Origin of the sequence: Streptomyces sp. NPDC048254 (genome assembly GCF_043201895.1) — a bacterium.
Classification (GTDB): domain Bacteria; phylum Actinomycetota; class Actinomycetes; order Streptomycetales; family Streptomycetaceae; genus Streptomyces.
Genome location: NZ_JBICZJ010000005.1, coordinates 365,661 through 389,424, shown reverse-complemented (window position 1 = coordinate 389,424; position 23,764 = coordinate 365,661). Strand labels below are relative to the sequence as shown.

The 23,764-nt window shown below is 70.5% G+C and carries 26 protein-coding genes; 21 read left to right on the top strand and 5 right to left on the bottom strand.

From position 1 onward, the window contains the following. Positions 1-6: 6 nt before the first annotated feature. Positions 7-810: an AAC(3) family N-acetyltransferase gene (locus ACGFZQ_RS17125; protein ID WP_351732926.1), complete on the bottom strand. Its 804-nt coding sequence runs from the start codon at positions 808-810 to the stop codon at positions 7-9. 172 nt (positions 811-982) lie between these two features. Between ACGFZQ_RS17125 and ACGFZQ_RS17120 the strand changes: the two genes are divergently transcribed. From ACGFZQ_RS17120 to ACGFZQ_RS17085, 8 genes are read left to right on the top strand one after another with little or no spacing between them, the layout of a single operon-like run. Beyond that, positions 983-1,717: a helix-turn-helix transcriptional regulator gene (locus ACGFZQ_RS17120; protein ID WP_393841059.1), complete on the top strand. Its 735-nt coding sequence runs from the start codon at positions 983-985 to the stop codon at positions 1,715-1,717. Then, positions 1,714-3,135: a Fe-S cluster assembly protein SufB gene (sufB, locus tag ACGFZQ_RS17115; protein ID WP_351732932.1), complete on the top strand. Its 1,422-nt coding sequence runs from the start codon at positions 1,714-1,716 to the stop codon at positions 3,133-3,135. The genes ACGFZQ_RS17120 and sufB overlap by 4 nt, the downstream gene beginning before the upstream one ends. Positions 3,136-3,190: 55 nt before the next feature. Next, a complete protein-coding gene (sufD, locus tag ACGFZQ_RS17110) occupies positions 3,191-4,375 on the top strand; it encodes a Fe-S cluster assembly protein SufD (protein WP_351732935.1) in 1,185 nt (394 codons plus the stop codon). Then, positions 4,372-4,692, top strand: coding sequence for a non-heme iron oxygenase ferredoxin subunit (locus ACGFZQ_RS17105; RefSeq protein WP_393841058.1), 321 nt, complete (start codon positions 4,372-4,374; stop codon positions 4,690-4,692). Before sufD ends, ACGFZQ_RS17105 begins: the two co-directional genes overlap by 4 nt. A gap of 7 nt (positions 4,693-4,699) precedes the next feature. Further along, a complete protein-coding gene (sufC, locus tag ACGFZQ_RS17100) occupies positions 4,700-5,491 on the top strand; it encodes a Fe-S cluster assembly ATPase SufC (RefSeq protein ID WP_382531772.1) in 792 nt (263 codons plus the stop codon). After that, positions 5,488-6,744, top strand: coding sequence for a cysteine desulfurase (locus ACGFZQ_RS17095; protein ID WP_393841057.1), 1,257 nt, complete (start codon positions 5,488-5,490; stop codon positions 6,742-6,744). The genes sufC and ACGFZQ_RS17095 overlap by 4 nt, the downstream gene beginning before the upstream one ends. An 18-nt stretch (positions 6,745-6,762) precedes the next feature. Next, positions 6,763-7,233 carry a Fe-S cluster assembly sulfur transfer protein SufU gene (gene sufU / locus ACGFZQ_RS17090; protein WP_351732947.1) on the top strand — a complete coding sequence of 157 codons (471 nt, stop codon included), beginning with the start codon at positions 6,763-6,765 and terminating at the stop codon, positions 7,231-7,233. Then, a complete protein-coding gene (locus ACGFZQ_RS17085) occupies positions 7,230-7,562 on the top strand; it encodes a metal-sulfur cluster assembly factor (protein WP_351732949.1) in 333 nt (110 codons plus the stop codon). Before sufU ends, ACGFZQ_RS17085 begins: the two co-directional genes overlap by 4 nt. A 55-nt stretch (positions 7,563-7,617) precedes the next feature. On the opposite strand, the gene ACGFZQ_RS17080 is transcribed toward ACGFZQ_RS17085, so the two are convergent. Beyond that, positions 7,618-8,493 (bottom strand): AbfB domain-containing protein, encoded by an 876-nt coding sequence (locus tag ACGFZQ_RS17080; protein ID WP_393841056.1) that lies wholly within the window; start codon positions 8,491-8,493, stop codon positions 7,618-7,620. A gap of 273 nt (positions 8,494-8,766) precedes the next feature. Between ACGFZQ_RS17080 and ACGFZQ_RS17075 the strand changes: the two genes are divergently transcribed. The 3 genes from ACGFZQ_RS17075 (at position 8,767) to dapD (ending at position 10,958) form a co-directional block, all read left to right on the top strand. Then, a complete protein-coding gene (locus ACGFZQ_RS17075; protein ID WP_351694858.1) occupies positions 8,767-9,087 on the top strand; it encodes a multidrug efflux SMR transporter in 321 nt (106 codons plus the stop codon). After that, positions 9,087-9,623 carry a TetR/AcrR family transcriptional regulator gene (locus tag ACGFZQ_RS17070; protein WP_382531776.1) on the top strand — a complete coding sequence of 179 codons (537 nt, stop codon included), beginning with the start codon at positions 9,087-9,089 and terminating at the stop codon, positions 9,621-9,623. Before ACGFZQ_RS17075 ends, ACGFZQ_RS17070 begins: the two co-directional genes overlap by 1 nt. 345 nt (positions 9,624-9,968) lie before the next feature. Next, positions 9,969-10,958: a 2,3,4,5-tetrahydropyridine-2,6-dicarboxylate N-succinyltransferase gene (dapD, locus tag ACGFZQ_RS17065; protein WP_393841055.1), complete on the top strand. Its 990-nt coding sequence runs from the start codon at positions 9,969-9,971 to the stop codon at positions 10,956-10,958. A gap of 59 nt (positions 10,959-11,017) precedes the next feature. Here the strand turns inward: dapD and ACGFZQ_RS17060 are convergent, their stop codons facing one another. Further along, complete coding sequence (locus ACGFZQ_RS17060; protein WP_393841054.1) at positions 11,018-11,527, bottom strand: hypothetical protein; 510 nt, start codon at positions 11,525-11,527, stop codon at positions 11,018-11,020. A 140-nt stretch (positions 11,528-11,667) separates the two neighbouring features. Between ACGFZQ_RS17060 and ACGFZQ_RS17055 the strand changes: the two genes are divergently transcribed. Both ACGFZQ_RS17055 and ACGFZQ_RS17050 read left to right on the top strand, forming a co-directional pair. After that, complete coding sequence (locus ACGFZQ_RS17055) at positions 11,668-12,228, top strand: SigE family RNA polymerase sigma factor (RefSeq protein ID WP_351695438.1); 561 nt, start codon at positions 11,668-11,670, stop codon at positions 12,226-12,228. Next, entirely contained in the window at positions 12,225-13,442 is a 1,218-nt protein-coding gene (locus ACGFZQ_RS17050) for a WD40 repeat domain-containing protein (RefSeq protein WP_393841053.1), read from the top strand. Before ACGFZQ_RS17055 ends, ACGFZQ_RS17050 begins: the two co-directional genes overlap by 4 nt. On the opposite strand, the gene dapA is transcribed toward ACGFZQ_RS17050, so the two are convergent. Next, positions 13,443-14,363 (bottom strand): 4-hydroxy-tetrahydrodipicolinate synthase, encoded by a 921-nt coding sequence (gene dapA, locus ACGFZQ_RS17045; RefSeq protein ID WP_393841052.1) that lies wholly within the window; start codon positions 14,361-14,363, stop codon positions 13,443-13,445. A 184-nt stretch (positions 14,364-14,547) separates the two neighbouring features. Between dapA and ACGFZQ_RS17040 the strand changes: the two genes are divergently transcribed. From ACGFZQ_RS17040 to ACGFZQ_RS17020, 5 genes are all read left to right on the top strand, one after another. After that, complete coding sequence (locus tag ACGFZQ_RS17040) at positions 14,548-14,685, top strand: hypothetical protein (protein ID WP_393841051.1); 138 nt, start codon at positions 14,548-14,550, stop codon at positions 14,683-14,685. Then, on the top strand, positions 14,682-15,365 hold the full coding sequence (locus tag ACGFZQ_RS17035; protein ID WP_393841050.1) for a hypothetical protein: 684 nt from the start codon (positions 14,682-14,684) through the stop codon (positions 15,363-15,365). The genes ACGFZQ_RS17040 and ACGFZQ_RS17035 overlap by 4 nt, the downstream gene beginning before the upstream one ends. A 95-nt stretch (positions 15,366-15,460) precedes the next feature. Next, on the top strand, positions 15,461-15,976 hold the full coding sequence (locus ACGFZQ_RS17030) for a circumsporozoite protein (protein ID WP_393841049.1): 516 nt from the start codon (positions 15,461-15,463) through the stop codon (positions 15,974-15,976). An 88-nt stretch (positions 15,977-16,064) separates the two neighbouring features. Next, the gene (locus ACGFZQ_RS17025) at positions 16,065-16,808 is read left to right on the top strand and encodes a helix-turn-helix domain-containing protein (protein ID WP_393841048.1); all 744 of its coding nucleotides are present in this window, start codon (positions 16,065-16,067) and stop codon (positions 16,806-16,808) included. A gap of 17 nt (positions 16,809-16,825) precedes the next feature. Beyond that, positions 16,826-17,563 (top strand): SRPBCC domain-containing protein, encoded by a 738-nt coding sequence (locus ACGFZQ_RS17020; RefSeq protein ID WP_393841047.1) that lies wholly within the window; start codon positions 16,826-16,828, stop codon positions 17,561-17,563. Positions 17,564-17,573: 10 nt separating this feature from the next. On the opposite strand, the gene ACGFZQ_RS17015 is transcribed toward ACGFZQ_RS17020, so the two are convergent. After that, the gene (locus ACGFZQ_RS17015; RefSeq protein WP_393841046.1) at positions 17,574-19,400 is read right to left on the bottom strand and encodes an endonuclease/exonuclease/phosphatase family protein; all 1,827 of its coding nucleotides are present in this window, start codon (positions 19,398-19,400) and stop codon (positions 17,574-17,576) included. A gap of 308 nt (positions 19,401-19,708) precedes the next feature. Here ACGFZQ_RS17015 and ACGFZQ_RS17010 point away from each other — a divergent pair, with 308 nt between their 5' ends. The 3 genes from ACGFZQ_RS17010 to ACGFZQ_RS17000 all read left to right on the top strand — a co-directional run bounded on the left by ACGFZQ_RS17010 (position 19,709) and on the right by ACGFZQ_RS17000 (position 23,668). Then, positions 19,709-21,139 carry a hypothetical protein gene (locus ACGFZQ_RS17010; RefSeq protein ID WP_393841045.1) on the top strand — a complete coding sequence of 477 codons (1,431 nt, stop codon included), beginning with the start codon at positions 19,709-19,711 and terminating at the stop codon, positions 21,137-21,139. 277 nt (positions 21,140-21,416) lie between these two features. Next, positions 21,417-22,892 carry an alkaline phosphatase PhoX gene (locus ACGFZQ_RS17005; RefSeq protein WP_393841044.1) on the top strand — a complete coding sequence of 492 codons (1,476 nt, stop codon included), beginning with the start codon at positions 21,417-21,419 and terminating at the stop codon, positions 22,890-22,892. 95 nt (positions 22,893-22,987) lie between these two features. Continuing rightward, positions 22,988-23,668 carry an HNH endonuclease signature motif containing protein gene (locus ACGFZQ_RS17000; RefSeq protein ID WP_393841043.1) on the top strand — a complete coding sequence of 227 codons (681 nt, stop codon included), beginning with the start codon at positions 22,988-22,990 and terminating at the stop codon, positions 23,666-23,668. Positions 23,669-23,764 lie beyond the last annotated feature (96 nt).

Here is a 23,764-nt window from a genome sequence, read left to right as displayed (position 1 = left end):
CGGGTGCTAGATCTCCTCCTCACGGGGTCGATGTACGGCCAGCCATCGCTCGGCGTAGGCCACCGCCGCACGTACGGGGAAGAGCCGCGCCTCGGCCGCGCCGACCGTCCCGCGGACGACGACGGGCCGGTCGCGTTCGAAGTCGTAGCCCAGTTCGTCGAAGCGGTCGGAGGTGATCGACACCTCGGTCACCACCTCCCAGCCGCCGCCCGGGGCGGGCCGGCCGACCGGGACCCGGGGCGACGGTATGCGGTATTCGGCCAGGTGGAAGCTGGTGCAGGTGGCGTAGCCCGCGCCGAGCATGAGCACGCGCGCGTCCAGCTTCTCCAGGCGGGCCAGCGGGCTCCGCTCGCCGAGCCGGCAGTCGGGGGCGTGGCCGTCGACGATCTCGGCCGCGCGGGGACCGACGGCCGCGAAGGAGGTCTGCGGGTGCGCGCTGCGCCGCGCGCCCGGCCAGGTCCGCACGGTCTCCGGGATCACGCCGACGCCGCGCGCGGGGGTGATCCGGGGGTCGTACGACGGCATGGTCGCCCGGATGTCCGCCCACCACTCCTGCGGTACCGGCGGGTCGCGCCACACCGACGGGTCCGAGAGGTCGCCGGTCTGGGTGGGGACCACCAGGGTGCCGTCCTGGCCGAGCGCGTCGAGAAGACTTTCGACGACCGCGACGGCTCCGCCGTTGACCCAGCCGAGGGAACTGAGCGAGGTGTGCGCGAGGAGGGTTTCGCCGGTCTTGACACCGAGCAGTCTGAGCTGCTTCGCGAGGGTGTCCCGGGTGACAAGAGGGCCGGTCGGAGGGGGTGTGGGCATGGTTGGGGAGTGTTCCGGACGGGGCCGCCGACCGCCAGCGGATTGCGTGCGGGATGATCGATCAAAGATCGTTTGCGCAGGTCAGATTAGGTAAACCTAAGTGACGCAGGGCACCGCCTGTCGGTCCGGACGCCGCTTGCCTGGCTCTGAGGAATTACGCAACAATGGCGTTGTGAAAAACGTCGGCGAGGCTCGGGAGACCCCCACGGGTACCCCGCAGGAGGAACTCGCGACCGGTGAGCGTTCGACGCGCAACCGGGTCGCGCGGTCGATCCTGGACCACGGCCCGTCGACCGTCACCGAGCTGGCCGGACGCCTGGGCCTGACCCCGGCGGCCGTACGCCGGCACCTGGACGCCCTGGTCGCCGACGACGTCGCGGAGGCGCGCGAGCAGCGGGTGTACGGCGCGCGGACCCGCGGCCGGCCCGCCAAGGTCTTCGCCCTCACCGACTGCGGCCGCGACGCCTTCGACCAGTCGTACGACAGCCTCGCCGCCGACGCGCTGCGCTGGATCGCCGAGCAGGGAGGCGGTCAGGAGGCGGTCGCCGCCTTCGCGCGGGCCCGGATCGCCGCACAGGCCGGCGCCTACCGCAAGGCGATCGAGGCCGTGAGCCCCGACGACCGCACGGAAGCGCTGGCCAAGGCCCTGAGCAGGGACGGGTACGCTGCAACGGCGCGCACCGCACCGGTCGGCGAACAGCTGTGCCAGCACCACTGCCCGGTCGCCCATGTCGCGGAGCAGTTCCCGCAGCTGTGCGAGGCGGAGACGGAGATCTTCGCCGAACTGCTCGGAACGCACGTCCAGCGGCTGGCGACCATCGCGCACGGCGACGGCGTCTGCACGACGTTCATCCCCAAGATTTCCACTGACGCATCTGCTAGTACGGCCGGGAGGAACCCCGCATGACTCTCCCCACGGAGACTGCCCACCCCGAACTCGAGGGTCTGGGCAAGTACGAATACGGCTGGGCCGACTCCGACACGGCCGGCGCCTCCGCCAAGCGCGGCATCAACGAGGACGTCGTCCGGGACATCTCCGAGAAGAAGTCCGAGCCCGAGTGGATGACCAAGCTCCGTCTCAAGGGCCTGCGCCTCTTCGAGAAGAAGCCGATGCCGAACTGGGGTTCCGACCTGTCGGGGATCGACTTCGACAACATCAAGTACTTCGTGCGCTCCACGGAGAAGCAGGCGGAGTCCTGGGAGGACCTGCCCGAGGACATCAAGAACACCTACGACAAGCTGGGCATCCCGGAGGCGGAGAAGCAGCGCCTGGTCGCCGGTGTCGCCGCCCAGTACGAGTCCGAGGTCGTCTACCACCAGATCCGCGAGGACCTGGAGGAGCAGGGCGTCATCTTCCTGGACACCGACACCGCGCTGAAGGAGCACCCGGAGCTCTTCAAGGAGTACTTCGGAACCGTCATCCCGGTCGGTGACAACAAGTTCGCCTCCCTGAACACCGCCGTCTGGTCGGGCGGCTCCTTCATCTACGTCCCGCCGGGCGTCCACGTGGAGATCCCGCTCCAGGCCTACTTCCGGATCAACACCGAGAACATGGGCCAGTTCGAGCGGACCCTGATCATCGTCGACGAGGGTGCCTACGTGCACTACGTCGAGGGCTGCACCGCCCCGATCTACAAGTCGGACTCGCTGCACTCCGCGGTCGTCGAGATCATCGTCAAGAAGAACGCCCGCTGCCGCTACACGACCATCCAGAACTGGTCGAACAACGTCTACAACCTGGTCACCAAGCGCGCCGTCGCCTACGAGGGCGCGACCATGGAGTGGATCGACGGCAACATCGGCTCCAAGGTGACGATGAAGTACCCGGCCGTCTACCTGATGGGCGAGCACGCCAAGGGCGAGACCCTCTCCATCGCCTTCGCGGGCGAGGGCCAGCACCAGGACGCCGGCTCCAAGATGGTCCACATGGCGCCGAACACGTCGTCCAACATCGTCTCCAAGTCCGTGGCGCGCGGCGGCGGCCGTACCTCCTACCGCGGCCTGGTCGAGATCGGCGAAGGCGCCCACGGCTCCAAGTCGAACGTGCTGTGCGACGCGCTGCTCGTCGACACCATCTCCCGTTCCGACACGTACCCGTACGTCGACGTCCGCGAGGACGACGTGTCCATGGGCCACGAGGCGACCGTCTCCAAGGTCTCCGAGGACCAGCTCTTCTACCTGATGAGCCGCGGTCTGACCGAGTTCGAGGCGATGGCGATGATCGTGCGCGGCTTCGTCGAGCCGATCGCCAAGGAACTGCCGATGGAGTACGCCCTCGAGCTCAACCGGCTGATCGAGCTCCAGATGGAAGGCGCGGTCGGCTAAGCGACCGCCGTCACCGTCAAGCCACTCACGTAAGAAAGCGAGCAGACCGACAGCCATGGCTGAGGCTCAGAACATCCCGGTGGGCAGCACCACCGCCGGCCAGATCGCGGTGGCCGCCGAGTCGACCGTCGCCACGCGCATGAGCGCGCCCCCGTCCTTCGACGTCGCGGACTTCCCGGTCCCGCACGGCCGCGAGGAGGAGTGGCGGTTCACCCCGCTGGAGCGCCTGCGCGGGCTGCACGACGGCACGGCGGTCGCCACCGGCGACGGCCTGAAGGTCGCGGTGGAGGCCCCCGAGGGCGTCACCGTCGAGCTGGTCGGCCGCGACGACCCCCGGCTCGGCCGGGCCGGCACCCCGGTGGACCGGGTCGCCGCCCAGGCGTACTCCGCCTTCGAGCAGGCCGGCGTGGTCACCGTCCCCAAGGAGACGGTGCTCACCGAGCCGATCCGGATCGCCGTGCACGGCCAGGGCGGGGTCTCCTACGGCCACCAGATCATCGAGCTGGGCGCCTTCGCCGAGGCCGTCGTCGTCATCGACCACACCGGCGACGTGGTCACCGCCGCCAACGTCGAGTACGTCCTGGGCGACGGCGCCAAGCTCACCGTCGTCTCCGTCCAGGACTGGGACGACAAGGCCGTGCACGTGGCCCAGCACAACGCCCTGATCGGCCGGGACGCCTCCTTCAAGTCGGTCGTCGTCACCTTCGGCGGCGACGTCGTACGACTGCACCCGCGGGTCTCCTACGCCGGCACCGGCGGTGAGGCCGAGCTGTACGGCCTGTACTTCACGGACGCCGGGCAGCACCAGGAGCACCGTCTGTTCGTGGACCACAACACCCCGCACTGCAAGTCGAACGTGGCCTACAAGGGCGCCCTCCAGGGCGAGCAGGCACACGCGGTCTGGATCGGCGACGTCCTCATCGAGGCCAAGGCCGAGGGCACCGACACCTACGAGATGAACCGCAACCTGGTCCTCACGGACGGAGCGCGGGTCGACTCGGTGCCGAACCTGGAGATCGAGACCGGCGAGATCGTCGGCGCCGGCCACGCCTCCGCCACCGGCCGCTTCGACGACGAGCAGCTCTTCTACCTGATGGCCCGCGGCATCCCGCAGCACGAGGCCCGCCGACTGGTGGTCCGCGGCTTCTTCGCCGAGCTGGTCCAGCAGATCGGCGTCGCCGACATCGAGGAGCGGCTGCTCGCCAAGATCGAGGAGGAGCTGGAGGCCGCGGTCGCATGACCACTTTCGTACGCGCCTGCGGCCTGAGCGAGCTGGAGGACGGCACCCCGAAACGGGTGGAGCTCGACGGCACGCCGGTCTCGGTCGTCCGCACCGGGGGAGAGGTGTTCGCGATCTACGACATCTGCTCCCACGCCAACGTCTCGCTCTCCGAGGGCGAGGTGGAGGACTGTCAGATCGAGTGCTGGCTGCACGGCTCCAGCTTCGACCTGCGCACCGGCAAGCCGTCCGGCCTCCCGGCCACCCGCCCCGTCCCCGTATACCCCGTAAAGATCGAAGGGGACGACGTGCTCGTCTCCCTCACCCAGGAGTCCTGAGGCACCCATGGCAACGCTTGAAATCCGAGACCTGCACGTCACCGTCGAGGCCGACAACGCCACGAAGGAGATCCTCAAGGGCGTCGACCTCACCGTGAAGCAGGGCGAGACGCACGCCATCATGGGCCCCAACGGCTCCGGCAAGTCGACCCTCGCCTACTCGCTCGCGGGTCACCCCAAGTACACGATCACCGGCGGCACCGTCACCCTCGACGGCGAGGACGTCCTGGAGATGTCCGTCGACGAGCGCGCCCGCGCGGGCCTGTTCCTGGCGATGCAGTACCCGGTCGAGGTCCCCGGCGTCTCCGTCTCCAACTTCCTGCGCACCTCCGCCACCGCCGTCCGCGGCGAGGCCCCCAAGCTGCGTACCTGGGTGAAGGAGGTCAAGGAGACCATGGAGCGCCTCGCCATGGACCCCTCCTTCGCCGAGCGCAACGTCAACGAGGGCTTCTCCGGCGGCGAGAAGAAGCGCCACGAGATCCTCCAGCTGGAACTGCTCAAGCCGAAGATCGCGATCCTCGACGAGACCGACTCCGGGCTGGACGTCGACGCCCTGCGCGTCGTCTCCGAGGGCGTCAACCGCGTCCGCGAGACCGGCGAGGTGGGCACCCTGCTCATCACGCACTACACGCGCATTCTGCGCTACATCAAGCCCGACTTCGTCCACGTCTTCTCCGCCGGACGCATCGTCGAGTCCGGCGGTGCCGAGCTCGCCGACAAGCTGGAGAACGAGGGCTACGAGGCTTACACGAAGGGTGGCCCCGTGAGCGGAGCGAACTCAAGGGGGGCCGTCGCGTGACACAGCTGCCGGGCCTCCTCGACACCGAGGCGATCCGCAAGGACTTCCCCATCCTGGACCGGCTGGTCCACGACGACCGGAAGCTCGTGTACCTGGACAACGCGGCGACCTCGCAGAAGCCGCGCCAGGTGCTGGACGCACTCAGTGAGTACTACGAGCGCTACAACGCCAACGTCCACCGCGGTGTGCATGTGCTCGCCGAGGAGGCCACGGCGCTGTACGAGGGTGCGCGCGACAAGGTCGCCGAGTTCATCAACGCGCCCAGCCGCGACGAGGTGATCTTCACCAAGAACGCCTCCGAGTCGCTGAACCTCGTGGCCAACATGCTCGGCTGGGCCGACGAGCCCTACCGGGTGGACCACGAGACCGAGATCGTCATCACGGAGATGGAGCACCACTCCAACATCGTGCCGTGGCAGCTGCTGGCGCAGCGCACGGGCGCGAAGCTGAAGTGGTTCGGCCTCACCGACGACGGCCGCCTCGACCTGTCCAACATCGACGAGATCATCACCGAGAAGACGAAGATCGTCTCCTTCGTGCTGGTGTCGAACATCCTGGGCACGGTCAACCCGGTCGAGGCGATAGTCCGCCGCGCCCAGGAGGTCGGCGCGCTGGTCTGCATCGACGCCTCCCAGGCGGCTCCCCACATGCCGCTGGACGTCCAGGCCCTCCAGGCCGACTTCGTCGCCTTCACCGGGCACAAGATGTGCGGCCCGACGGGCATCGGCGTCCTCTGGGGCCGCCAGGAGCTCCTGGAGGACCTGCCCCCGTTCCTGGGCGGCGGCGAGATGATCGAGACCGTGTCGATGCACTCCTCGACCTACGCCCCGGCGCCCCACAAGTTCGAGGCGGGCACCCCCCCGATCGCCCAGGCGGTCGGTCTCGGCGCGGCGATCGACTACCTCAACTCGATCGGCATGGACAAGATCCTCGCCCATGAGCACGCGCTGACCGAGTACGCGGTACGGCGGCTCGCCGAGGTCCCCGATCTGAAGATCATCGGCCCCACCACGGCCGAGGACCGGGGCGCCGCGATCTCCTTCACCCTCGGGGACATCCACCCGCACGACGTGGGCCAGGTCCTCGACGAGCAGGGCATCGCGGTCCGGGTCGGCCACCACTGCGCCCGTCCGGTCTGCCTGCGGTACGGAATTCCTGCGACCACGCGAGCGTCGTTCTATCTGTACTCCACGCCGGCCGAGATCGACGCACTGGTCGAGGGCCTGGAGCACGTACGGAACTTCTTCGGCTGAAGGGCGTGAGCTGAAACCGTGAAGCTGGACTCGATGTACCAGGAAGTCATCCTCGACCACTACAAGCACCCACACGGGCGTGGTCTCAGGGATGGCGACGCCGAGGTACACCATGTGAACCCGACGTGCGGCGACGAGATCACCCTCCGAGTGAAGTACGACGGCACGACGATCGAGGACGTCTCGTACGAGGGCCAGGGCTGCTCGATCAGCCAGGCGAGCGCCTCCGTACTGAACGACCTCCTGGTCGGCAAGGAGCTGGCCGACGCGCGGCAGATCCAGGAGACCTTCCTGGAGCTGATGCAGTCCAAGGGCAGGCTCGAACCCGACGACGCGATGGAGGAGGTGCTGGAGGACGCGGTCGCGTTCGCCGGTGTCTCCAAGTACCCGGCCCGGGTCAAGTGCGCCCTCCTGAGCTGGATGGCATGGAAGGACGCGACGGCTCAGGCGCTGGGTGGCGCGGCCGACGTCGAAAGGAAGACGGCATGACCGACACCGTTGAGATGAAGCCGGCCTCGGAGGAAGAGCTCCGCGAGGCGCTGTACGACGTCGTAGACCCCGAGCTGGGCATCGACGTCGTCAACCTCGGCCTGATCTACGGCATCCACATCGACGACGCGAACATCGCGACGATCGACATGACGCTGACCTCGGCGGCCTGCCCGCTGACGGACGTCATCGAGGACCAGGCCAAGTCCGCCACGGACGGCCTCGTCAACGAACTGCGCATCAACTGGGTCTGGATGCCCCCGTGGGGCCCCGACAAGATCACCGACGACGGCCGCGAGCAGCTGCGGGCGCTCGGGTTCAACGTCTGACACCCGCGTAGCGAAAAGCGGCGGCACCGGGCAGGTGCCGCCGCTTTTCGCGTGCTCAGGCCAGGGGATCCACCAGGCGGAACGCCGAGTCCGCGCGGTAGAGGTCGCTGTTCTGGTAGGAGACCAGTTTCAGCTGGAAGTTCTGGTGACGCAGGAAACGGCCCGGGTAGTTCACCGACTCCAGCATGACCGCGCCGGAGTAGGCCGAGGTCCGGGCGCAGAAGGTGGCGTCCTGGTGGAAGAGGGACGAGCCGTCGCTGCGGTCGGCGCGCAGCACGAAGTTCCGGTGGCGCAGGTACTTCCCGTCGGACGTCCTGAACGAGTAACAGGAGCTGTTCGCAAGGCCCTTGACGACGGTGAACGTGGAGTCCTCGCGGGACTCCGAGCCACGTACCGGGTCGAGCTTCACGTAGCCGTCGCTCACGTGCCAGTAGCGGTCCGGGTAGTTGACCGAGCGGACCGACCTGTGGGTGGGGGACTGCTGTGTGGAGCCGCCCGAACCACCCGAGCCGCCCGAACTGCCCTTGGACGGCGCGGACTTGGAGGGCTTCGCGTTGGAAGGCGAGGCCTTCGGGGTGGTGCCCGGTGCCGTGGCCGACGCCGTGGCGGAGGAGGACGGGGTGGGCGAAGTCGTCAGCATGCCTGACTTGTCCTTCGCGGGGGTGGCCGGTCCCGTCGCCGTCGGTGAGGCGAAGGAGAGCAGGCCGGGGCCGTGGTCGAGGGCCGCGTCGGTCGGCGGGGGAGGCGTCGCCGACGCCTGGTCAGGGGTGGTGCGGCTGACGGCTATCGCGGTGATGCAGGCGACGACCGTGGCGATCGCCAGCGTGCCGGCCAGCCAGAGTCTTCGGGTTCCGGGAGCCCGTGAGGTGTCGGGGACCCAGCCGTTCTCCCACGGGGGGTGCGGCGGGGGTTGGGGGGTGGTTTCTGGCATGCGCTTTTTCCTCCAGCGGCGCCAAGGCAGCGGCAGCCGGGGGTGTGAGGGTGAGGTGGGTGAAGTGTGAAGCAGTGATGGATCACAGAGGTGCACACACTAGTGGAGTCGCGTGGCCGCGGGGAGCCGTTTCAGCTAGCGGTTTCTATGAGAATTAAACATCTTCGTGTGGGAGCAGGGGAGTTCAGACGCGGATCCCGGCGCCCTCCCGCGGATGCGCTGTGCCACGACTGTTGTGTACGGTCGTACACAACGTTGCGTACACTCGTACACATGGGATACCTGACGCTCGCCGGCGCCATAGCCGCCGAGGTCGCCGCGACGACGGCGATGAAGTACAGCGAGGGCTTCAGCAGGCTCTGGCCCTCGCTGGTGACGGCACTGGGATACGTGGTGTCGTTCCTGCTCCTGGCCGCGACGCTGAAGACCGTGTCGATCGGCACGGCGTACGCGATCTGGTCCGGAGTCGGCACCGCGGCCATCGCCGTGCTCGGCCTGCTGCTGTTCGGGGAGGGGCTGAGCCTGGTCAAGGTCGCCGGGATCGTGCTCATCATCGGCGGAGTGGTGGTCCTGAACCTGGGAGGCGCGCACTGATGCCACGCCGTTACGACCCCGAGCGCCGGCAGCGGATCATCGAGGCCGCGATCCGCGTGGTGGGGGAGAAGGGGCTCGCCGGACTCTCCCACCGCTCCGTCGCCGCCGCGGCGGACGTACCGCTCGGCTCGACGACGTACCACTTCAAGACCCTCGACGAGCTGATGGTCGCCGCGCTGCGGCAGGCCAACGAGGGCTTCGCCAAGGCGATCGCCTCGCGCGGCGGACTGGACGACTCCGCGGCGGACCTCGCCACCGCCCTCGCCCGGATTCTCGGCGACTGGCTGAGCGGGGACCGTACCGCCGTGGAGCTGGAGTACGAGCTCTACCTCGCCGCCCTGCGCCGCCCGGCCCTGCGCCCCGTCGCCGCCGAGTGGGCCGACGACCTCGCCGAACGGCTGGCACGGCGCACCGACCCGGTCACGGCGCGGGCCCTGGTCGCGCTGATGGACGGGATCTGCCTCCAGGTGCTGCTGACGGGGACGCCGTACGACGAGGGGTACGCGCGGGAGACGCTGGGGCGCGTGATTCCCTGAGCGGAACGTGTCGCTCCCCTTCCCGTTCCCTCCGGACCGGCGGAGGCACCGTGAACTGCTACCCGGCGTGAAGATCACCGACCACCTGGTCGACACGCCCACCGGCCGCAAGGCCGTCGCCCTGAAGGCGCGCGATCATGAACGGCAAGGTCGTCACCGCTGGTGGCTGGCTCACGACGGCGGTGGTGGACAAGGCCGGCGAGCGCCCCTGACCCCACCCCCCGATCCCGAGCGGCCCGCACCACGGGGGAGTGCGGACCGCCCGGCGTGTCTTCACGGCCCGCCCTCCGAGACGCCCCGCACGCTGGTTCGCCTCCCTGGCCCCCGGCCGGTTAGGTTGCCCTCATGACCGACACGACTGCTCTTCGTCCCACCGGCGCCGTGGCCGCCGGGCTCGCCACCATCGCCGCCGACGGCACCGTTCTCGACACCTGGTTCCCCGCCCCCCGGCTGGTCGCCGAGCCCGGCCCGGCCGGCACCGAGACGCTCTCCGCCGAGCAGGCCGTGGAACTCCTCGGCGAGGGCGCGGCCAAGGCGATCGGCCCGGACCCCCGCCGCAACGTCGAGGTCGTCGCGGTCCGCACGGTCATCGCCTCGATCGACGAGAAGCCGATCGACGCACACGACGTCTACCTGCGTCTGCACCTGCTCTCGCACCGCCTGGTCAAGCCGCACGGCCTGAGCCTGGAGGGCCAGTTCGGCTTCCTCGCCAACGTCGCCTGGACCTCCCTCGGCCCGGTCGCCGTCGACGACATCGAGACGGTCCGGCTGAACGCCCGCGCCGAGGGCCTGCACCTCCAGGTGACCTCGATCGACAAGTTCCCGCGGATGACCGACTACGTCGTCCCGAAGGGCGTCCGCATCGCCGACGCCGACCGGGTCCGCCTCGGCGCGCACCTCTCCGAGGGCACGACCGTCATGCACGAGGGCTTCGTCAACTTCAACGCCGGCACGCTCGGCACCTCGATGGTCGAGGGCCGCATCTCGGCCGGTGTCGTCGTCGGCAACGGCTCGGACATCGGCGGCGGCGCCTCCACCATGGGCACCCTCTCCGGCGGCGGCAACGTGATCATCGCCATCGGCGAGCGCTGCCTGGTCGGCGCCGAGGCGGGCGTCGGCATCGCGCTCGGCGACGAGTGCGTGGTCGAGGCCGGCCTGTACGTCACCGCGGGCACCCGGGTCACCATGCCCGACGGCCAGATCGTCAAGGCCCGCGACCTGAGCGGCGCCTCCAACATCCTCTTCCGCCGCAACTCGGTCACCGGCGCCGTCGAGGCCCGCCCGAACAACGCGGTCTGGGGCGGCCTGAACGAGATCCTGCACAGCCACAACTGACCCGCCCGGCTTCCGGGAAGCGTCGAGGAAGAGCGCCCTTCCGGCCTTCGGGCGGGCGCTCAGCCGTCCTGTGGCAGGGATCCCCGGAACTCCGCCAGCGCGGCGAAGTCGGCCTCGCGCAGGCCGACCCGGGGACTGACGTGATGGAGCAGGGCCGGGCCGGGATGGTGGGCGCGGACGTACAGCGTGTCCGCCGGGCTCTGCTCGTCGTCCACCCAGGCGAACGGGCGCCCCTCGGCGTAGGCCACGATCGCCTCCGTCTTCCAGTGGACCCCGTCCGGCCGCTCCGCCAGCAGGCCCCGGCCGAAGTCGACGTACGGCAGCTCGGGCAGGCCGACGACCGGGGCGATCCAGTGGTTGGCCTCGGCCATCCAGGTGGTCGCCCAGCACAGCTCGTAGCCGAGGGCGAGCAGGGCGGGGCCGTGGGACGGGTTCAGCCACACCCGCAGGGGGCGCCCGGGGCGGACGGTCGCCCGGATCGTCGTATAGCCCTCGGGGCGCCGCTCGGGTTGCGCCGCGTACGGGTTGAGGGGGCCGTCGACGTCCAGGAACAGCAGGGGGCGGCTCACGGGGCCAACGTACGGCAGCGTGCGCGCGGAGCGCGGGTGAATATTCTCGCGCCGGACAGGCATAGTCGCGCCGCTCCGCACGCGTCACCACGGGTACAGGGCCCGGACACCAGGTGGGCCCGGGGGAAGAGAAGGTGACGATGGATGCGGAACTGGACGAGAGCTTCCGGGAGTTCGTGGACGGCCGGTCCTCGGCGCTGCTGAGGACCGCCGTGCTGCTCGCCGGCGGCGACCGGCACGCGGCCGAGGACCTGCTGCAGAACGCCCTGATCAAGGCGGCGGGCCGCTGGCACCGCATCGACGAGCCCGAGGCCTATGTCCGGCAGGTCCTCTACCGGCAGCAGATCGGCCGCTGGCGCCTGAAGTGGCGCCGGCGCGAACTCAGCGTCGCCGAACTCCCGGAGAGCCCGCCGGCCCCCGACACCGCGTCCGCCGCCGAACTGCGCCTCGTCCTGCGCACGGCCCTGTCCCGGCTCACCGCCCGCCAGCGCACGGTGCTGGTCCTGCGCTACTTCGAGGACCTGCCGGAGGCCGACGTGGCCCGGCTGCTCGGCTGTTCCGTCGGCACCGTACGGTCCACCACCCATCGCTCCCTGGCCCGGTTGCGCACCCTCGCACCCGAACTGGCCGCCCTCGACCCGGATCCCGGCCGCGCACAGCCGCCGTCCCGTGACTACTCGCCCGTGGAGGTGCGGCCGTGAACGTCGAGGAACTCCTCCGAGACGCCCTGCGCGAACAGGCCGCCGAACAGCCGTCGGCGGGACCGGGTTTCGCCGACCGGGTGCTGGCCGTCCGCCGGCGCCGCCGTACCCGCCGGCTCGCCGCCGTGGCCGCCGCGACGACCGCCGTGGTCGCCGTCGCGGTGGCGGTGCCGCTGCTGGACTCCGGGAAGAGCGATGTGCGTCCGTCCGGGGTCGTGCAGCGGAACGGGATCACCGGCCACCCGGACCAGTCGCCGCCGCGCGAGCTCATCGCGGCCGGCCGGACGGCGCTCGCCGCGTACTACACCTGGCGGACCGTGCCGCAGACGGACGACAAGGGCATCGGCGTCCGCACGTACCGGCTGCTCGACCAGGGGACCGGCACCTACGTGAAGGACTCCCGGTGGTCCTTCGTCGCCGTCGCGCCGGGTCTGCGGACGGCCGCCGTGCTGGAGCAGAACCTGCCCGTCCGCCGGATCGGCCTGCTCGACCTCGCGACGAGGAAGGTCGAGCGGTGGATCCCGGTCGAGCACGGGGTCGGCGGACTCGCCTTCTCGTACGACGGGACCCGGCTCCTGGCGACGACGTACGGCGACAACCCCGATGTGCGCGCCAAGGTCGATAACCTCAAGGGCGGCTTGGAGTGGGGGCCCGCGTTCGCCACGTCGACCCGGACCGGCTTCTACGACATCGACGTGACCTCCGGCAAGGGCGCCTGGACCGGGGTCGCGTCCGACCGCGCCACCCCCACGCGCGGGGACTTCTCCTACAGCCGCACCGGCGATCAGGTGTACGCCCAGGTCATCGGCAGCAGGGACGGGATGCAGCAGTTCTACGACCTCGACGGCGGCAGGATCGCCGCCCCGGCCGACGAGCGGTACCTGCGGACGGACGTCGACGCACGGCTGTCCCCGAACGGTCGGCTCGCCGCGCTCGGTCTGACCAAGGAGGTCGCCCCCGGGAAGTCGTACTCCTCGATCCGTGATCCCCGCACCGGCAAGGAGATCACCAAGGTCCGCGGCGGCGACCTGCTGGCCTGGGCCGACGACCGGCGGCTCGTCGCCTGGGAGCGGGCCAGCGGCCTGGACGAGCCGTACCGGGCCCGGCTCGTGCTGGTGACGATCGGCAGCGACAAGATCGTGCCGCTGAGCGGGGTCCAGAAGCAGATGTACGACTATCTCAAGGCGTGGCAGCCCGTCTTCGCCCGCCGCTGATCAGCCGGCCGCGAGCTCCTCGTACACCGCCCGCAGCCCGTCGGCCGCCTCCCGGCCGGCGGGCCGCAGCGGCGCCCGCACCGGTCCCGCCGGCCGGCCGAGCGCGGTGAGCAGCGCCTTCGACGTGACCGTGCCCGGCAGCCCGGCGGCCGTCATCGCCTCGATCAACGGCGTGGTCCGCAGTTGCAGTTCGGCGGCGCGAGCGGTGTCCCCGGCGTCGAACGCGTCCAGGATCGCCGCGACGCGGGACGGGACGACATTGGCCACCGTGCTCACACAGCCCGCCGCACCCACCGCGTACAGGGCGAGGATGTGCTCGTCGCAGCCCGTGTAGTAGGCCAGTCCCGTGCGCGCCAGCACCTTCTGGGCGCCGAGGAAGTCGTACGAGCAGTCCTTGACCGCCACGATCCGGGGGTGCGCGGCGAGCCGGATCAGTGTCTCCGGCTCGATACGGGTGCCGGTGCGGCCCGGGATGTCGTACAGCATCACCGGCAGCCCGCTCGCCTCCGCCACTTCCAGGAAGTGCGCCTCCAGCGCGTCCTGCGGCGGCCTGCTGTAGTACGGCGACACCACCAGGACGCCGTCCGCGCCCGCCTTCTCGGCCGCGAGCGTGAGTTCGACCGTGTGCAGGGTGTCCGCGGTGCCCACGCCCGCCACGAGGGGCACCCGCTCGCCCACCGCCTCCCGGACGGCCCTGATCAACTCCGCCTTCTCCGTGTCCGTGGTGGTCGGCGACTCTCCCGTGGTGCCGTTCAGCACCAGACCGTCACAGCCCTCCGCCACCAGCTGCGCGGCCAGCCGCCGGGCGCCGTCGAGGTCGAGCGTCCCCGCCCCGGTGAACGGCGTGACCATCGCGCAGAGGGTGCGGCCGAAGGGGCGGGGCGATCGGGGCGAGCGGGTGGTGTCGCGTGGGTTCGTCATGGGGGTAGTCTCGGCAACGCGACAGCTTAGCTCCACTTAATTTTTGTACGAGATACGTCTTAGAAATGCTAAGTCATCGCCAGGTCATCGCTCTCCCGGGCACGCCGAGGCCCTATGTCCAACTCGGCCCCTCATGGGCCACTATGGGCCGGACGGTCACCGACGGCAGGTCATGGGAGGCGTCATGAAGCTCGGCAGGGCACTGGCCACCGGGGTCGCTCAGGAGCGGCCGCTCGTCCACGTCGAAGAACCCGAGATCCCCGAAGAGAGCCACGAGCCCCAGACCGTGTCGGTGCCCGAAGAGGCCCCGGCCGCCCGATGAGGCTGCGGCTCCCGGCGGAACGCCCGACGGAGCCGCCGACCGGCTACAAGATCGCCCACCCGGTGCTGTCCCAGGACGGCGCCCGGGCCGGGTTCACCGGCGTGTCGCTGGGCGGCGCGCTGCCGTACGGAGTGCTGGACGACGCGTCCTGCGTCTACGGCCGACGGCACCGCCCGCCCGCGCGGCTGTGCGACTGCGGCTTCCACTGCGTGCACGAACGCGCGGCCGCCGAGGCCCTGCTGTGCACCGCCGAGCACCGGGCGGCCGTGCTGCTGGAGGTCTCCGTGCTCGGCGCCTACATCCGCTTCGAACGCGGCTTCCGCTACGCCCGGCAGCGGGTCCGCACGGCCACCGTCGGCTCGTGCGCCTGCGGTGGACCGGCCGTGGCGCTCGCCGACGCGGGCTGGGGCAGACCCGGATGGCGGGCCCTGGCGGCCGCCTGCGGAGGCTGTGTACGCGCCCGTACGTCCGTCTCGCTCGCCGGGTTCGCCCGGCTGGCCGGAGCCGGGCTGCGGGTGGCCGCCGGGGCTGCGGAGGCGGTCGCCGCCGCGCCGGCGCCGGTGCCCGGCGAGGGCTTCGGGGTGCCCGAACTGGTCGCGGAGGCGGCCCTGTTGCAGGCCCGCCTCGACTGGTTCCAGAGTCAGCTCGCACGGCTCGGCGAGCGGGGGGAACGGGGCTGACGGACGGGGCGCCCCGCCTGACCGTCGGCGACCTGGGTACTCGGAAGGTCCGCAGGCACAAGCGGACGCCGACGAGACCCGGAGGGGCAGTACCGATGACGAAGAGGACCGCACACGGAACGGGGGCCCGAATCGCCGACACCGCGGGCTCCTTGGCGGCGAAGGCAGACCTCAAGGGGCGCACCCAGGCCCGTGCCGCCGATCTCAAGGACAAGGCCGGCGCCCTGACCGTCCAGCTGCGCCAGACCGCCACCCGGGCCGGCCATCAGACCCAGGGCCGGGCGGCGAAGGGCGGCCACACGACCCAGGAGCACATGGCGAAGGCGCGGCACACGCTGCAGGAGCGGGCGTTCAGGACCGGACACGCGGTCCAGGAGCAGGCGCTCAGGACCGGACATGCCGTCCAGGAGCGGGCGGGACGGATGGGCCATCTGGCGTCCGAAAAGGCCGTCGAGGCGGGCCACGCCGCAGAGGGGCGCGTCCCGCAGTCCGCGCGCACGGCCGTCCGGGGCGCCCTGCGGCACGCCCGCCCGGTGCTGGTCGCGGGCGCCGCACTCGCCGTCGCCGGTGCCGTCGCCATAGGGGCCCGGCGCCGGGACAGGCGCGACTGAGGCCGGCCCAAGGGGGCTTCCTCTCCACCGTCCCACCGAAAACCTGATCCGTCTGGACAAAAAAAGTTTTCGGTGAGACGGTGGAGTCATGCTGGAAGTGACCGTGATCGAGGACCCCGCGGCCGCGGCGGTGTCGCTGGACCCCATACGGGCCAGGCTGCTCGCCGAACTGGCCGCCGCACCCGCGTCGGCCGCGATGCTGGCCGGCAAGGTCGGGCTGCCCCGGCAGAAGGTGAACTACCACCTCAAGGCGCTGGAGCGGCACGGCCTGGTCGAGCTGGCCGGGGAGCGGCGCAAGGGCAATGTCAACGAACGCCTGATGCGCGCGACCGCCGCGTCGTACGTCATCTCGCCGGCCGCCCTGCCCGCCGTACAGCCGGACCCGGACCGCTTCCGCGACCAGCTCTCCGCGCGCTGGCTGCTCGCGCTCGGCGCCCGCCTGGTGCGCGACGTCGGCACGCTGATCAGCGGTGCCACCAAGGCCCGCAGGCAGCTGGCGACCTACGCGTTGGACGGCGAGGTGCGCTTCGCCTCCGCCGCCGACCGCGCGGCGTTCGTGCAGGAGCTGACGGCGGGCGTGAGCGCGCTCATCCGCAAGTACGACGCGCCCGACACGGAGGACGGCCGGGACCACCGGATCGTCGTCGCCCTCCACCCCACGGTCAAGGCCGACCCCGGCCCGACGGCGGACACCGGCCCGACGGCTGAGAACCGCCCGACGGCCGAGATCCACCCCGCGGCCGAGATCCACCCCGCGGCCGAGATCCTCCCGCCGGTCGAGGGCCGGCCCGGGGTCTCGGAGCGGACCATCACCCCCGAATCGGAACAGTAGGCAGCAGGAGCCCCGACATGTCCAAGGAATTCGAGATCGCCCGCGAGTTCGAGGTCGACGCCACGCCCCAGGAGGTGTGGGAGGCGATCACCAACGGCTCCGGCGCCTACCTGTGGCCGATGGACCCGCCCGAGCCCCGGGTGGGCGGCGCGGCGGCCTTCGGGTCGACCGTGACCGCCTACGAGCCCCCGCACCACCTGGTCGTCCGCAGCGAGGACGTCGGGTTCCCGGTCCAGAGCGTCAACCAGCTGGAGCACGTCATCGAGCCGCGGGACGGCGGCCGCCGTGCCTGGGTGCGCTATGTGCACAGCGGGATCTTCACCGACGACTGGGACAACCAGTACGACGGCGCGAGCAGGCACACCGACTTCTATCTGCACACTTTGCGCGAGTACCTGGTCCACTTCGCGCCCCGTCCGGTCACCTTCGCGCAGCTCAACGGCCCCGAGGCGGCCCAGGCGCCGGACGCCTTCGACGCCGTGGGCCGCGCCCTGGGCCTGCCGGACGACCTGGCCGAGGGCGCGAAGGCGGGTGTCCGGGGGCCCGGCGGGCGGACGCTGGAGGCGGTGGTCGACTACCGCAACCCGTACTTCATCGGGCTGCGCACCGACGACGCCCTCGTCCGGTTCTTCGGACGCAACCACTGGGGCGCCCCGGTCGGCATCAGCATCCACGACTTCGCACCGGACGCCGACGCCGAGGCCAACGAGCGCGCCTGGCAGGGCTGGCTGGACGGGGTGTTCAGCCAGCCCTGAAACGAGGGCCTCACGGGCGGAAGCGCAGCACCTGCGGGTCGTGGTCGCTGATCTGGTCGTGGAACTCCGAGTTGACGTGCACGCTGTCGTACTCGAAGTCGCCGCCCCGGCGGATCTCCTTGCTGATCAGGATCTGGTCCAGGACCTGCTCGTTGCCCTGGTAGTCGTAGGTGTAGCGCTCCTTGGTCGGCAGCGACCGGATCGCCGACCAGAGCGCGCCGTGGCTCTCCAGGATCTTGGTGGTGCCGGAGAAGTCGAAGTCGTTCATGTCGCCGAGCGCGATGACGTTCGCGTCCTTCTGGACGTCGAGGATGCTCTTGACGAACGCGTTGACCAGCGTCGCCTGCGCGTGGCGCTGGACCTCCGAGCTGCGCGCCACCGGCTGGTACTGCGCGGTCAGGCCCTGGTCGCCGCCCTTGGAGTTCAGGTGGTTGGCGATCACGAAGACCGTCTTGCCGCGGAAGACGAACTCGCCGGCCAGCGGCTTGCGGCTGGCCGTCCAGGCGGAGTCCGCCGGGGCGACCCGGCCGGGCGAGGCGGTCAGCTGGGCCTCGCCGTGCACCTTGGTGACGCCCACCGCGGTGGTGGAGTCGCCGCCCGCGCGGTCGACGAAGGACACCCGCTCGGGGTTGAAGAGGAAGACCTGGCGGATGTTGCCGCCGGGCTCGCCGCCGTCCTTGTCGTTGACCGGGTTGATGGAACGCCAGGCGTACTTCGGGCCACCGGCCGCGACGATCGCGTCGATCAGCTTGTTCACCGTCACGTCGGCGGCGACCGTGCCGTCGTCCGTCGCTCCGTTGTCGTCCTGGATCTCCTCCAGGGACACGATGTCGGGCGACTGGAGGTTGTTCACGATCGCGGCGGCGTGCGCGGCGAAGGTGCCGTCGGAGGGGTCGAGGTTCTCGACGTTGTAGGTGGCGACGGCCAGCTCGCTCTTCGACTGCTTCTTCGTCGTCTCGCGCTGCAGGCCGCCGCTCTTGAGGGTGCCCAGCTCGCTCGCGACGAGGGTGTAGCCGCCGAACTGGTTGTAGTCCAGCGGGCCGGTCGTGGCGCCGGCCAGCGTGTCGCCGACGTTCGCCTCCGGGAAGTCGGCGGTCGAACCAAGGGACTGGATCTGGAGGCGGCCGGTGTTCTGGTCGTCGTAGGAGCGGTACAGCGTGCCGCCGCGGACGGTGCGGTTCTCGTGCGGCTTCACCGTGACCCACAGCTCGGCGTACGGGTCGGTGGCGGTGACCACGCGGGTGTCGCGGACCCGGACGTTCATGCCCTCCAGGGACTCGTAGTAGTCCAGGGCGTACTTCTTCGGCTGGAGCGTCAGGCCGTTGATCGAACCGGCCGCGGCGGTGTCACCCGCCGGGGTGTACTTGGCCGGCACCGACTTCTTGTCGATCACGACCGGCGCCGGGACCGCGTTGCCGGTGGAGACCGTGGTGACCGTCGGCTTGGTGATCTCGGTCAGCGACTGGTTGCCGGTGGTGGCGCCGCCCGGGACGTACTCGGAGACCGTGCCGGTGACCGTGACGGAGTCGCCGACCGCGACCTTCGGGGTGGAGCTGGTGAAGACGAAGACGCCCTCACTGGTGGCCGGGTCGGCGTCCGGCGTCGGATCCTGGAGCCAGAAACCCCGCGAGGAGCCGTAGGTGCGCGTGGCCGTGACGACGCCGGGGACGTCCGTCACCTTCTGGCCGGCGTACGGCGATATGCGCGTGGCGCCCTGGACGTCGTGGATGCGCAGCCCGTCGGCCTGGGCGGGCGAGGTGAGGGCGACGGTGGACGCCGCGCTGCAGACGGCGGCGACGGTGAGCGCGGCGAGACGCGCGGAAGACCTGCTCGGCAAGGAAATCCCTCCGGGGACATAAACGGTGCCGGGACGAGGGTGCGTCATGGAGTGGGCATGACACGCGTAGACAAGGAGTGCACACTTGTCCCCCCTGATTTCTACGCGCGTCAATCTCGTCCTTGCATAGGGGAGTTGTCAAGGTTTCAGCCATGTACGGAGCCCGGCGAGGAGATGAACCGGGTGGCATGGGTCGAAATCCGTCTAGGCTGAGCGGCTGAGGCGTACGGCGTCCCGATGGTCGTACGGCCGTCGTACGGAGTCCATGTCGTCGTACGACCGTAGAGGCGTCCGAGGAGAACCACCCGATGTCAGACAGCTCCCCCCTGCCGCCGGTGCGGTTGCGCCCCGAAGCGGAGCTGGCACGCGCCGCGCTGGCCACGCCGCTGCTCTCCCGGGCCGCCCGCCTCGCCCGCTGGGCCGGGCCCGACACCCGCGTCGACGCAGGTGGCGGACTGGTCGAGGAAGAGCTCCCGGCCGCCGCCGAGCTGCTCGGGCTCACCGGGGACGACGCCGCCGCGTACGCCGCCGAGGCCTGGCGGGTCGCCCTGGACACCGGGCTCGTCGAGATCGTCGACGAGGAGGCCGGGACCGTGGCCGCGGGGGAGGAGCTGGCGCTGCTCACCGGGGGCTCCCCGCACGACGTCCTCGCGGTCTGGCTGGCCGCGCTGGAGACCGTGATCGGCGACGCGAGCGTGCCCGACCTGGACGGAATTGTCGACGCGCTCGGCGAGGGCGGCGAGGTCGATTTCTCGTCACTCGGCTGGGACCCCGAGGCGGAGGGGGAATTCCTCGACGGCGTCCTCGGCAACCTGTACCTGCTGACGGTGAGCGAAGGCGGTCCCGGCGAGGCGCCGGTGCCGCTGCCCGCGCTCGCCGCGTCGATGATCGTCCCCAGCGACATGGGGGAGCCGACCAACGACGTTCTCGAACAGGTCTCCGACGCGATGATGCGGCTCGACGACCAGTTCCGGATGCTGGAGCCGGTCGGACTCGTCGCCTACCAGCCGGTCGACGAGGCGCTCATGGCCGACGCCGAGGAGGAGCCGGCGGCGGGACCGGTCGACGAGAGCGACGTCACCCGCTACGGCATGGTGCGGCTCACCCCGCTCGGCGCGTACGGGCTGCGGGCGCGGCTGCTGGAGGCCGGGTTCGAGGCGCCGGCGGTCGGGGAGCTCGCCGACAAGGGCGCGGACGCGCTGCTCGACGGTATGGCCGCGTTTCCGCAGGGGGCCGCGCAGGCGGAGACAGAGCGGTGGCTGGCCCGCCGCGAATCCCTCGCCGCCGCAAAGGAGTTGCTGGCCGCCGCGCGTGGCGAGGACGCGGGCGCGCCACTGCGCCGGCTGCGCTGCCAGCAGGCGCTGTCCCTGGTCGGCACCGAGGCCGAGCCGGCGCTCCGCGAGGTCCTCGGCGACCCCGAACTGGGCGGGCTGGCCAGGGTCTGGCTGACCGAGCGCGGCGCCGCCGACGTGCCGGCGCCCTCGCCGGACATGATCTTCTGGCTGACCATCGACACGGTCGCCGCCCAGCTGGCCGCCGAAGGGAACTCCGAGGAGCTGCAGGCCCTGGTCGAGGGGCTGGCCCAGCAGCACGCCGGGTTCTTCGCCGAGGCCTGGCGGGTCGACCACCCGGACACGGCCGACGTCCTGGAGGCGATGGGACGCCTGCACCCGGACAAGAAGGTCGCGAAGGAGGCCCGGAAGGCGGCGTTCAAGGCGCGGTCGCAGCACGGGGGGTAGCGGCCGAAGGGCCGGGGGTGCGCGGGGGCGCGCGGGCGCCCGGCACCGCCGGACGCGTCGAGTGTGGCCGAGCGCCGTCGTGGCGGAAGAGAGGATTTCAGGCGGCCCGTTCTTGGGTGTGGCTTTTGGCTGCCGTGGGGCGGCACATACGGATTCATGGAACACACGAAGCGGATGTCGCCCTGAGTTCAGGCGGAGTTCAGATGTGGCCGGGAGCGTGTGCGCCGACTTGAGGTCCGCCACCCTCCACGGCCCATCGACCGTCACAGGAGACACCATGTCGCTCACCCGCAGGGACTTCGCCAGGAAATCCGCGATCACCGGTGCCGGTGTCGCGCTGGCGGGCAGCGTCGGCGCCCTCGCCACCGCCCCGAACGCCCTCGCCTCCACCGAGACCGAGACCGAGACCGAGACCGAGACCGAGGCGTCCGACGCGGCCGAGTCGGGGCACGGACACGGACACGGCGGCGTCGGCTACGGGCCGCTGCTCCCCGACCCCGACGGCATCCTCGCCCTGCCCGCCGGCTTCGAGTACCGCGTCATCACCTACAGCGGCAAGACCCGGCTGGAGTCGGGCGAGTTCACCCCCTCCAACCACGACGGCACCGCCACCTTCGGCGGCCCCCGCGGCGCCACCCTCCTCGTCAACAACCACGAGCTGGCCGGCCCCCGCGCCAACTGGACCCACCCGGTGCCGCTCACCGAGGGCCTCGTCTACGACCCCGCGGCCGCCGGCGGCTGCACGGTCGTCGAGGTACGCCACGACAAGGTCGCCGAGTGGGTCGGCATCGCCGGCACCGCCACCAACTGCGCGGGCGGCAACACCCCTTGGGGCACCTGGCTCACCTGCGAGGAGACCGAGGACAAGGCCGGTACCAACGGCTTCACCAAGGACCACGGCTATGTCTTCGAGGTCGACCCCGAGGACCGCCGGGCCAACCGGGACCCCAAGCCGATCAAGGCGCTGGGCCGGTACGCCCACGAGGCCGTCGTCGTCGACCCCAAGCGCGGCCACCTGTACCTGACGGAGGACGCGTCCAACCCGAACGGCCTGCTCTACCGCTGGACCCCGCCCGAGCACTTCCACCACGGCCGCGGCCGGCTGCGCACCCTCGCCGACGACGCGGGCACGCTCCAGGCCTTCAAGTGCTTCGACTCCGGCGGCGTCTTCGTCGACGACCTCTCCCGCGCCACGAAGATCGGCACCGTGTACGGCGTCGACTGGGTGGACGTCCCGGACCGCGACGCGAAGACCACCTCGGTCCGCAAGCAGTTCACCACCGGCCAGGTCACCCGCGCCCGCAAGCTCGAGGGCATGTGGTGGGGCGACGGCGGCGTGTACATCGTCTCCTCCTACGCCCGTGCGGAGAGCCCCGTCCAGCACGACGGCGCCGTCTGGTTCTACGACCCCAAGCGCCGCACCCTCACCCTGAAGGTCCTCATCGGCGTCAACCCGGACCCGTCCGTGGACGGCGACTTCGACGGCCCGGACAACATCACCGTCTCCCCGTACGGCGGCCTGGTCATCGCCGAGGACGGCGAGGGCATCCAGCACCTGTTCGGCGCCACCGACAGCGGCCGCACCTACCCGATCGCCCGCAACGAACTGAACGCCGGCACCGAAGAAGAGCCGGAGTACAGCGAGTTCACCGGCGTCACCTTCTCGCCCGACGGCAAGACCCTGTACGCCAACATCCAGACCCCGGGCATCATGCTCGCCATCACGGGGCCCTGGAAGCGGCAGAAGCGATAGATCAAAGGGTCCCTCGAACGTGTGATGCTGTCCGAATCAGCTGTCGGCTGAGGGGGCTGGACATACCTTTCGGGCATGGCCAAGTTGTGTGAACAGTGCAGCATGCCGGTAAAGGAAAAGCGCAGGCGCTATTGCAGCAATCGCTGCAGCCTCCGGGGACAGCACGACAGCGCGCTGAGTCACACCGGAAACCCAAGCCGCCGTGCCCTCAGTGCGGCAAATCCATCCTGACTCGCGGTGCGGTTCATTGCGGTCGGACCTGCGCGAACGTGACACGCAGACAGGAGGCGGAGGCACGGCGTGGGAAACCCACGCCGTGCCTCCGTTGCGGATCGACGGAGCGGCGCCCTCGTTCTGCCGGCCCGTACTGTTCCTGGGAGTGCTTCAACAACGACCGCTACGAGCGCACCGGCTCTTTCGCGCGGTGGTTCGCCGCGTGGCAAGCGGGCGAGATCAGCGGTACGAGAGACGACGGCAGACCGGACTGGCGGGTGCGTCAGGGACTGGTCCTACTCAGAGGGCAGTGCTGCGAAAAATGCGGTTGGGCTGAAGTCAACCCTGTGTCCGGGCGTGTTCCTCTGCATGTCGACCACATTGACGGCTATCGGACGAAAAACCGTCCAGAGGACCTGCGTCTGCTGTGTCCGAACTGTCATGCGCTGACGCCAAATTACCAACACCTCAACAACCCCCCGACCGGTGCGTCAGAAGAAGACCCGCCGGTATCAGGAGGTTTGGCTCGACACGCGTACAGCCAGATATCGCTGAGCCGGTGAGGAGTGGCGCTTTTCGCACCACGCGACAGCTCTTCAAAGGCGAGCCGACGCTGAAACAGGCGCGCACCCCTGTTCGGACAGCGAATTGACATCTAA

Bases quoted from the DNA above. Each gene is read 5' to 3' on its own strand.
- dapD (WP_393841055.1), top strand. From the start codon at position 9,969: ATGACCGACACGACTGCTCTTCGTCCCACCGGCGCCGTGGCCGCCGGG.
- ACGFZQ_RS17055 (WP_351695438.1), top strand. From the start codon at position 11,668: ATGGATGCGGAACTGGACGAGAGCTTCCGGGAGTTCGTGGACGGCCGG.
- ACGFZQ_RS17105 (WP_393841058.1), top strand. From the start codon at position 4,372: ATGACCACTTTCGTACGCGCCTGCGGCCTGAGCGAGCTGGAGGACGGC.
- ACGFZQ_RS17125 (WP_351732926.1), bottom strand. From the start codon at position 810: ATGCCCACACCCCCTCCGACCGGCCCTCTTGTCACCCGGGACACCCTC.
- ACGFZQ_RS17025 (WP_393841048.1), top strand. From the start codon at position 16,065: ATGCTGGAAGTGACCGTGATCGAGGACCCCGCGGCCGCGGCGGTGTCG.
- sufC (WP_382531772.1), top strand. From the start codon at position 4,700: ATGGCAACGCTTGAAATCCGAGACCTGCACGTCACCGTCGAGGCCGAC.
- ACGFZQ_RS17010 (WP_393841045.1), top strand. From the start codon at position 19,709: ATGTCAGACAGCTCCCCCCTGCCGCCGGTGCGGTTGCGCCCCGAAGCG.
- ACGFZQ_RS17035 (WP_393841050.1), top strand. From the start codon at position 14,682: ATGAGGCTGCGGCTCCCGGCGGAACGCCCGACGGAGCCGCCGACCGGC.
- ACGFZQ_RS17030 (WP_393841049.1), top strand. From the start codon at position 15,461: ATGACGAAGAGGACCGCACACGGAACGGGGGCCCGAATCGCCGACACC.
- ACGFZQ_RS17085 (WP_351732949.1), top strand. From the start codon at position 7,230: ATGACCGACACCGTTGAGATGAAGCCGGCCTCGGAGGAAGAGCTCCGC.
- ACGFZQ_RS17020 (WP_393841047.1), top strand. From the start codon at position 16,826: ATGTCCAAGGAATTCGAGATCGCCCGCGAGTTCGAGGTCGACGCCACG.
- ACGFZQ_RS17075 (WP_351694858.1), top strand. From the start codon at position 8,767: ATGGGATACCTGACGCTCGCCGGCGCCATAGCCGCCGAGGTCGCCGCG.
- sufB (WP_351732932.1), top strand. From the start codon at position 1,714: ATGACTCTCCCCACGGAGACTGCCCACCCCGAACTCGAGGGTCTGGGC.
- ACGFZQ_RS17040 (WP_393841051.1), top strand. From the start codon at position 14,548: ATGAAGCTCGGCAGGGCACTGGCCACCGGGGTCGCTCAGGAGCGGCCG.
- ACGFZQ_RS17070 (WP_382531776.1), top strand. From the start codon at position 9,087: ATGCCACGCCGTTACGACCCCGAGCGCCGGCAGCGGATCATCGAGGCC.
- ACGFZQ_RS17005 (WP_393841044.1), top strand. From the start codon at position 21,417: ATGTCGCTCACCCGCAGGGACTTCGCCAGGAAATCCGCGATCACCGGT.
- sufD (WP_351732935.1), top strand. From the start codon at position 3,191: ATGGCTGAGGCTCAGAACATCCCGGTGGGCAGCACCACCGCCGGCCAG.
- dapA (WP_393841052.1), bottom strand. From the start codon at position 14,363: ATGACGAACCCACGCGACACCACCCGCTCGCCCCGATCGCCCCGCCCC.
- ACGFZQ_RS17080 (WP_393841056.1), bottom strand. From the start codon at position 8,493: ATGCCAGAAACCACCCCCCAACCCCCGCCGCACCCCCCGTGGGAGAAC.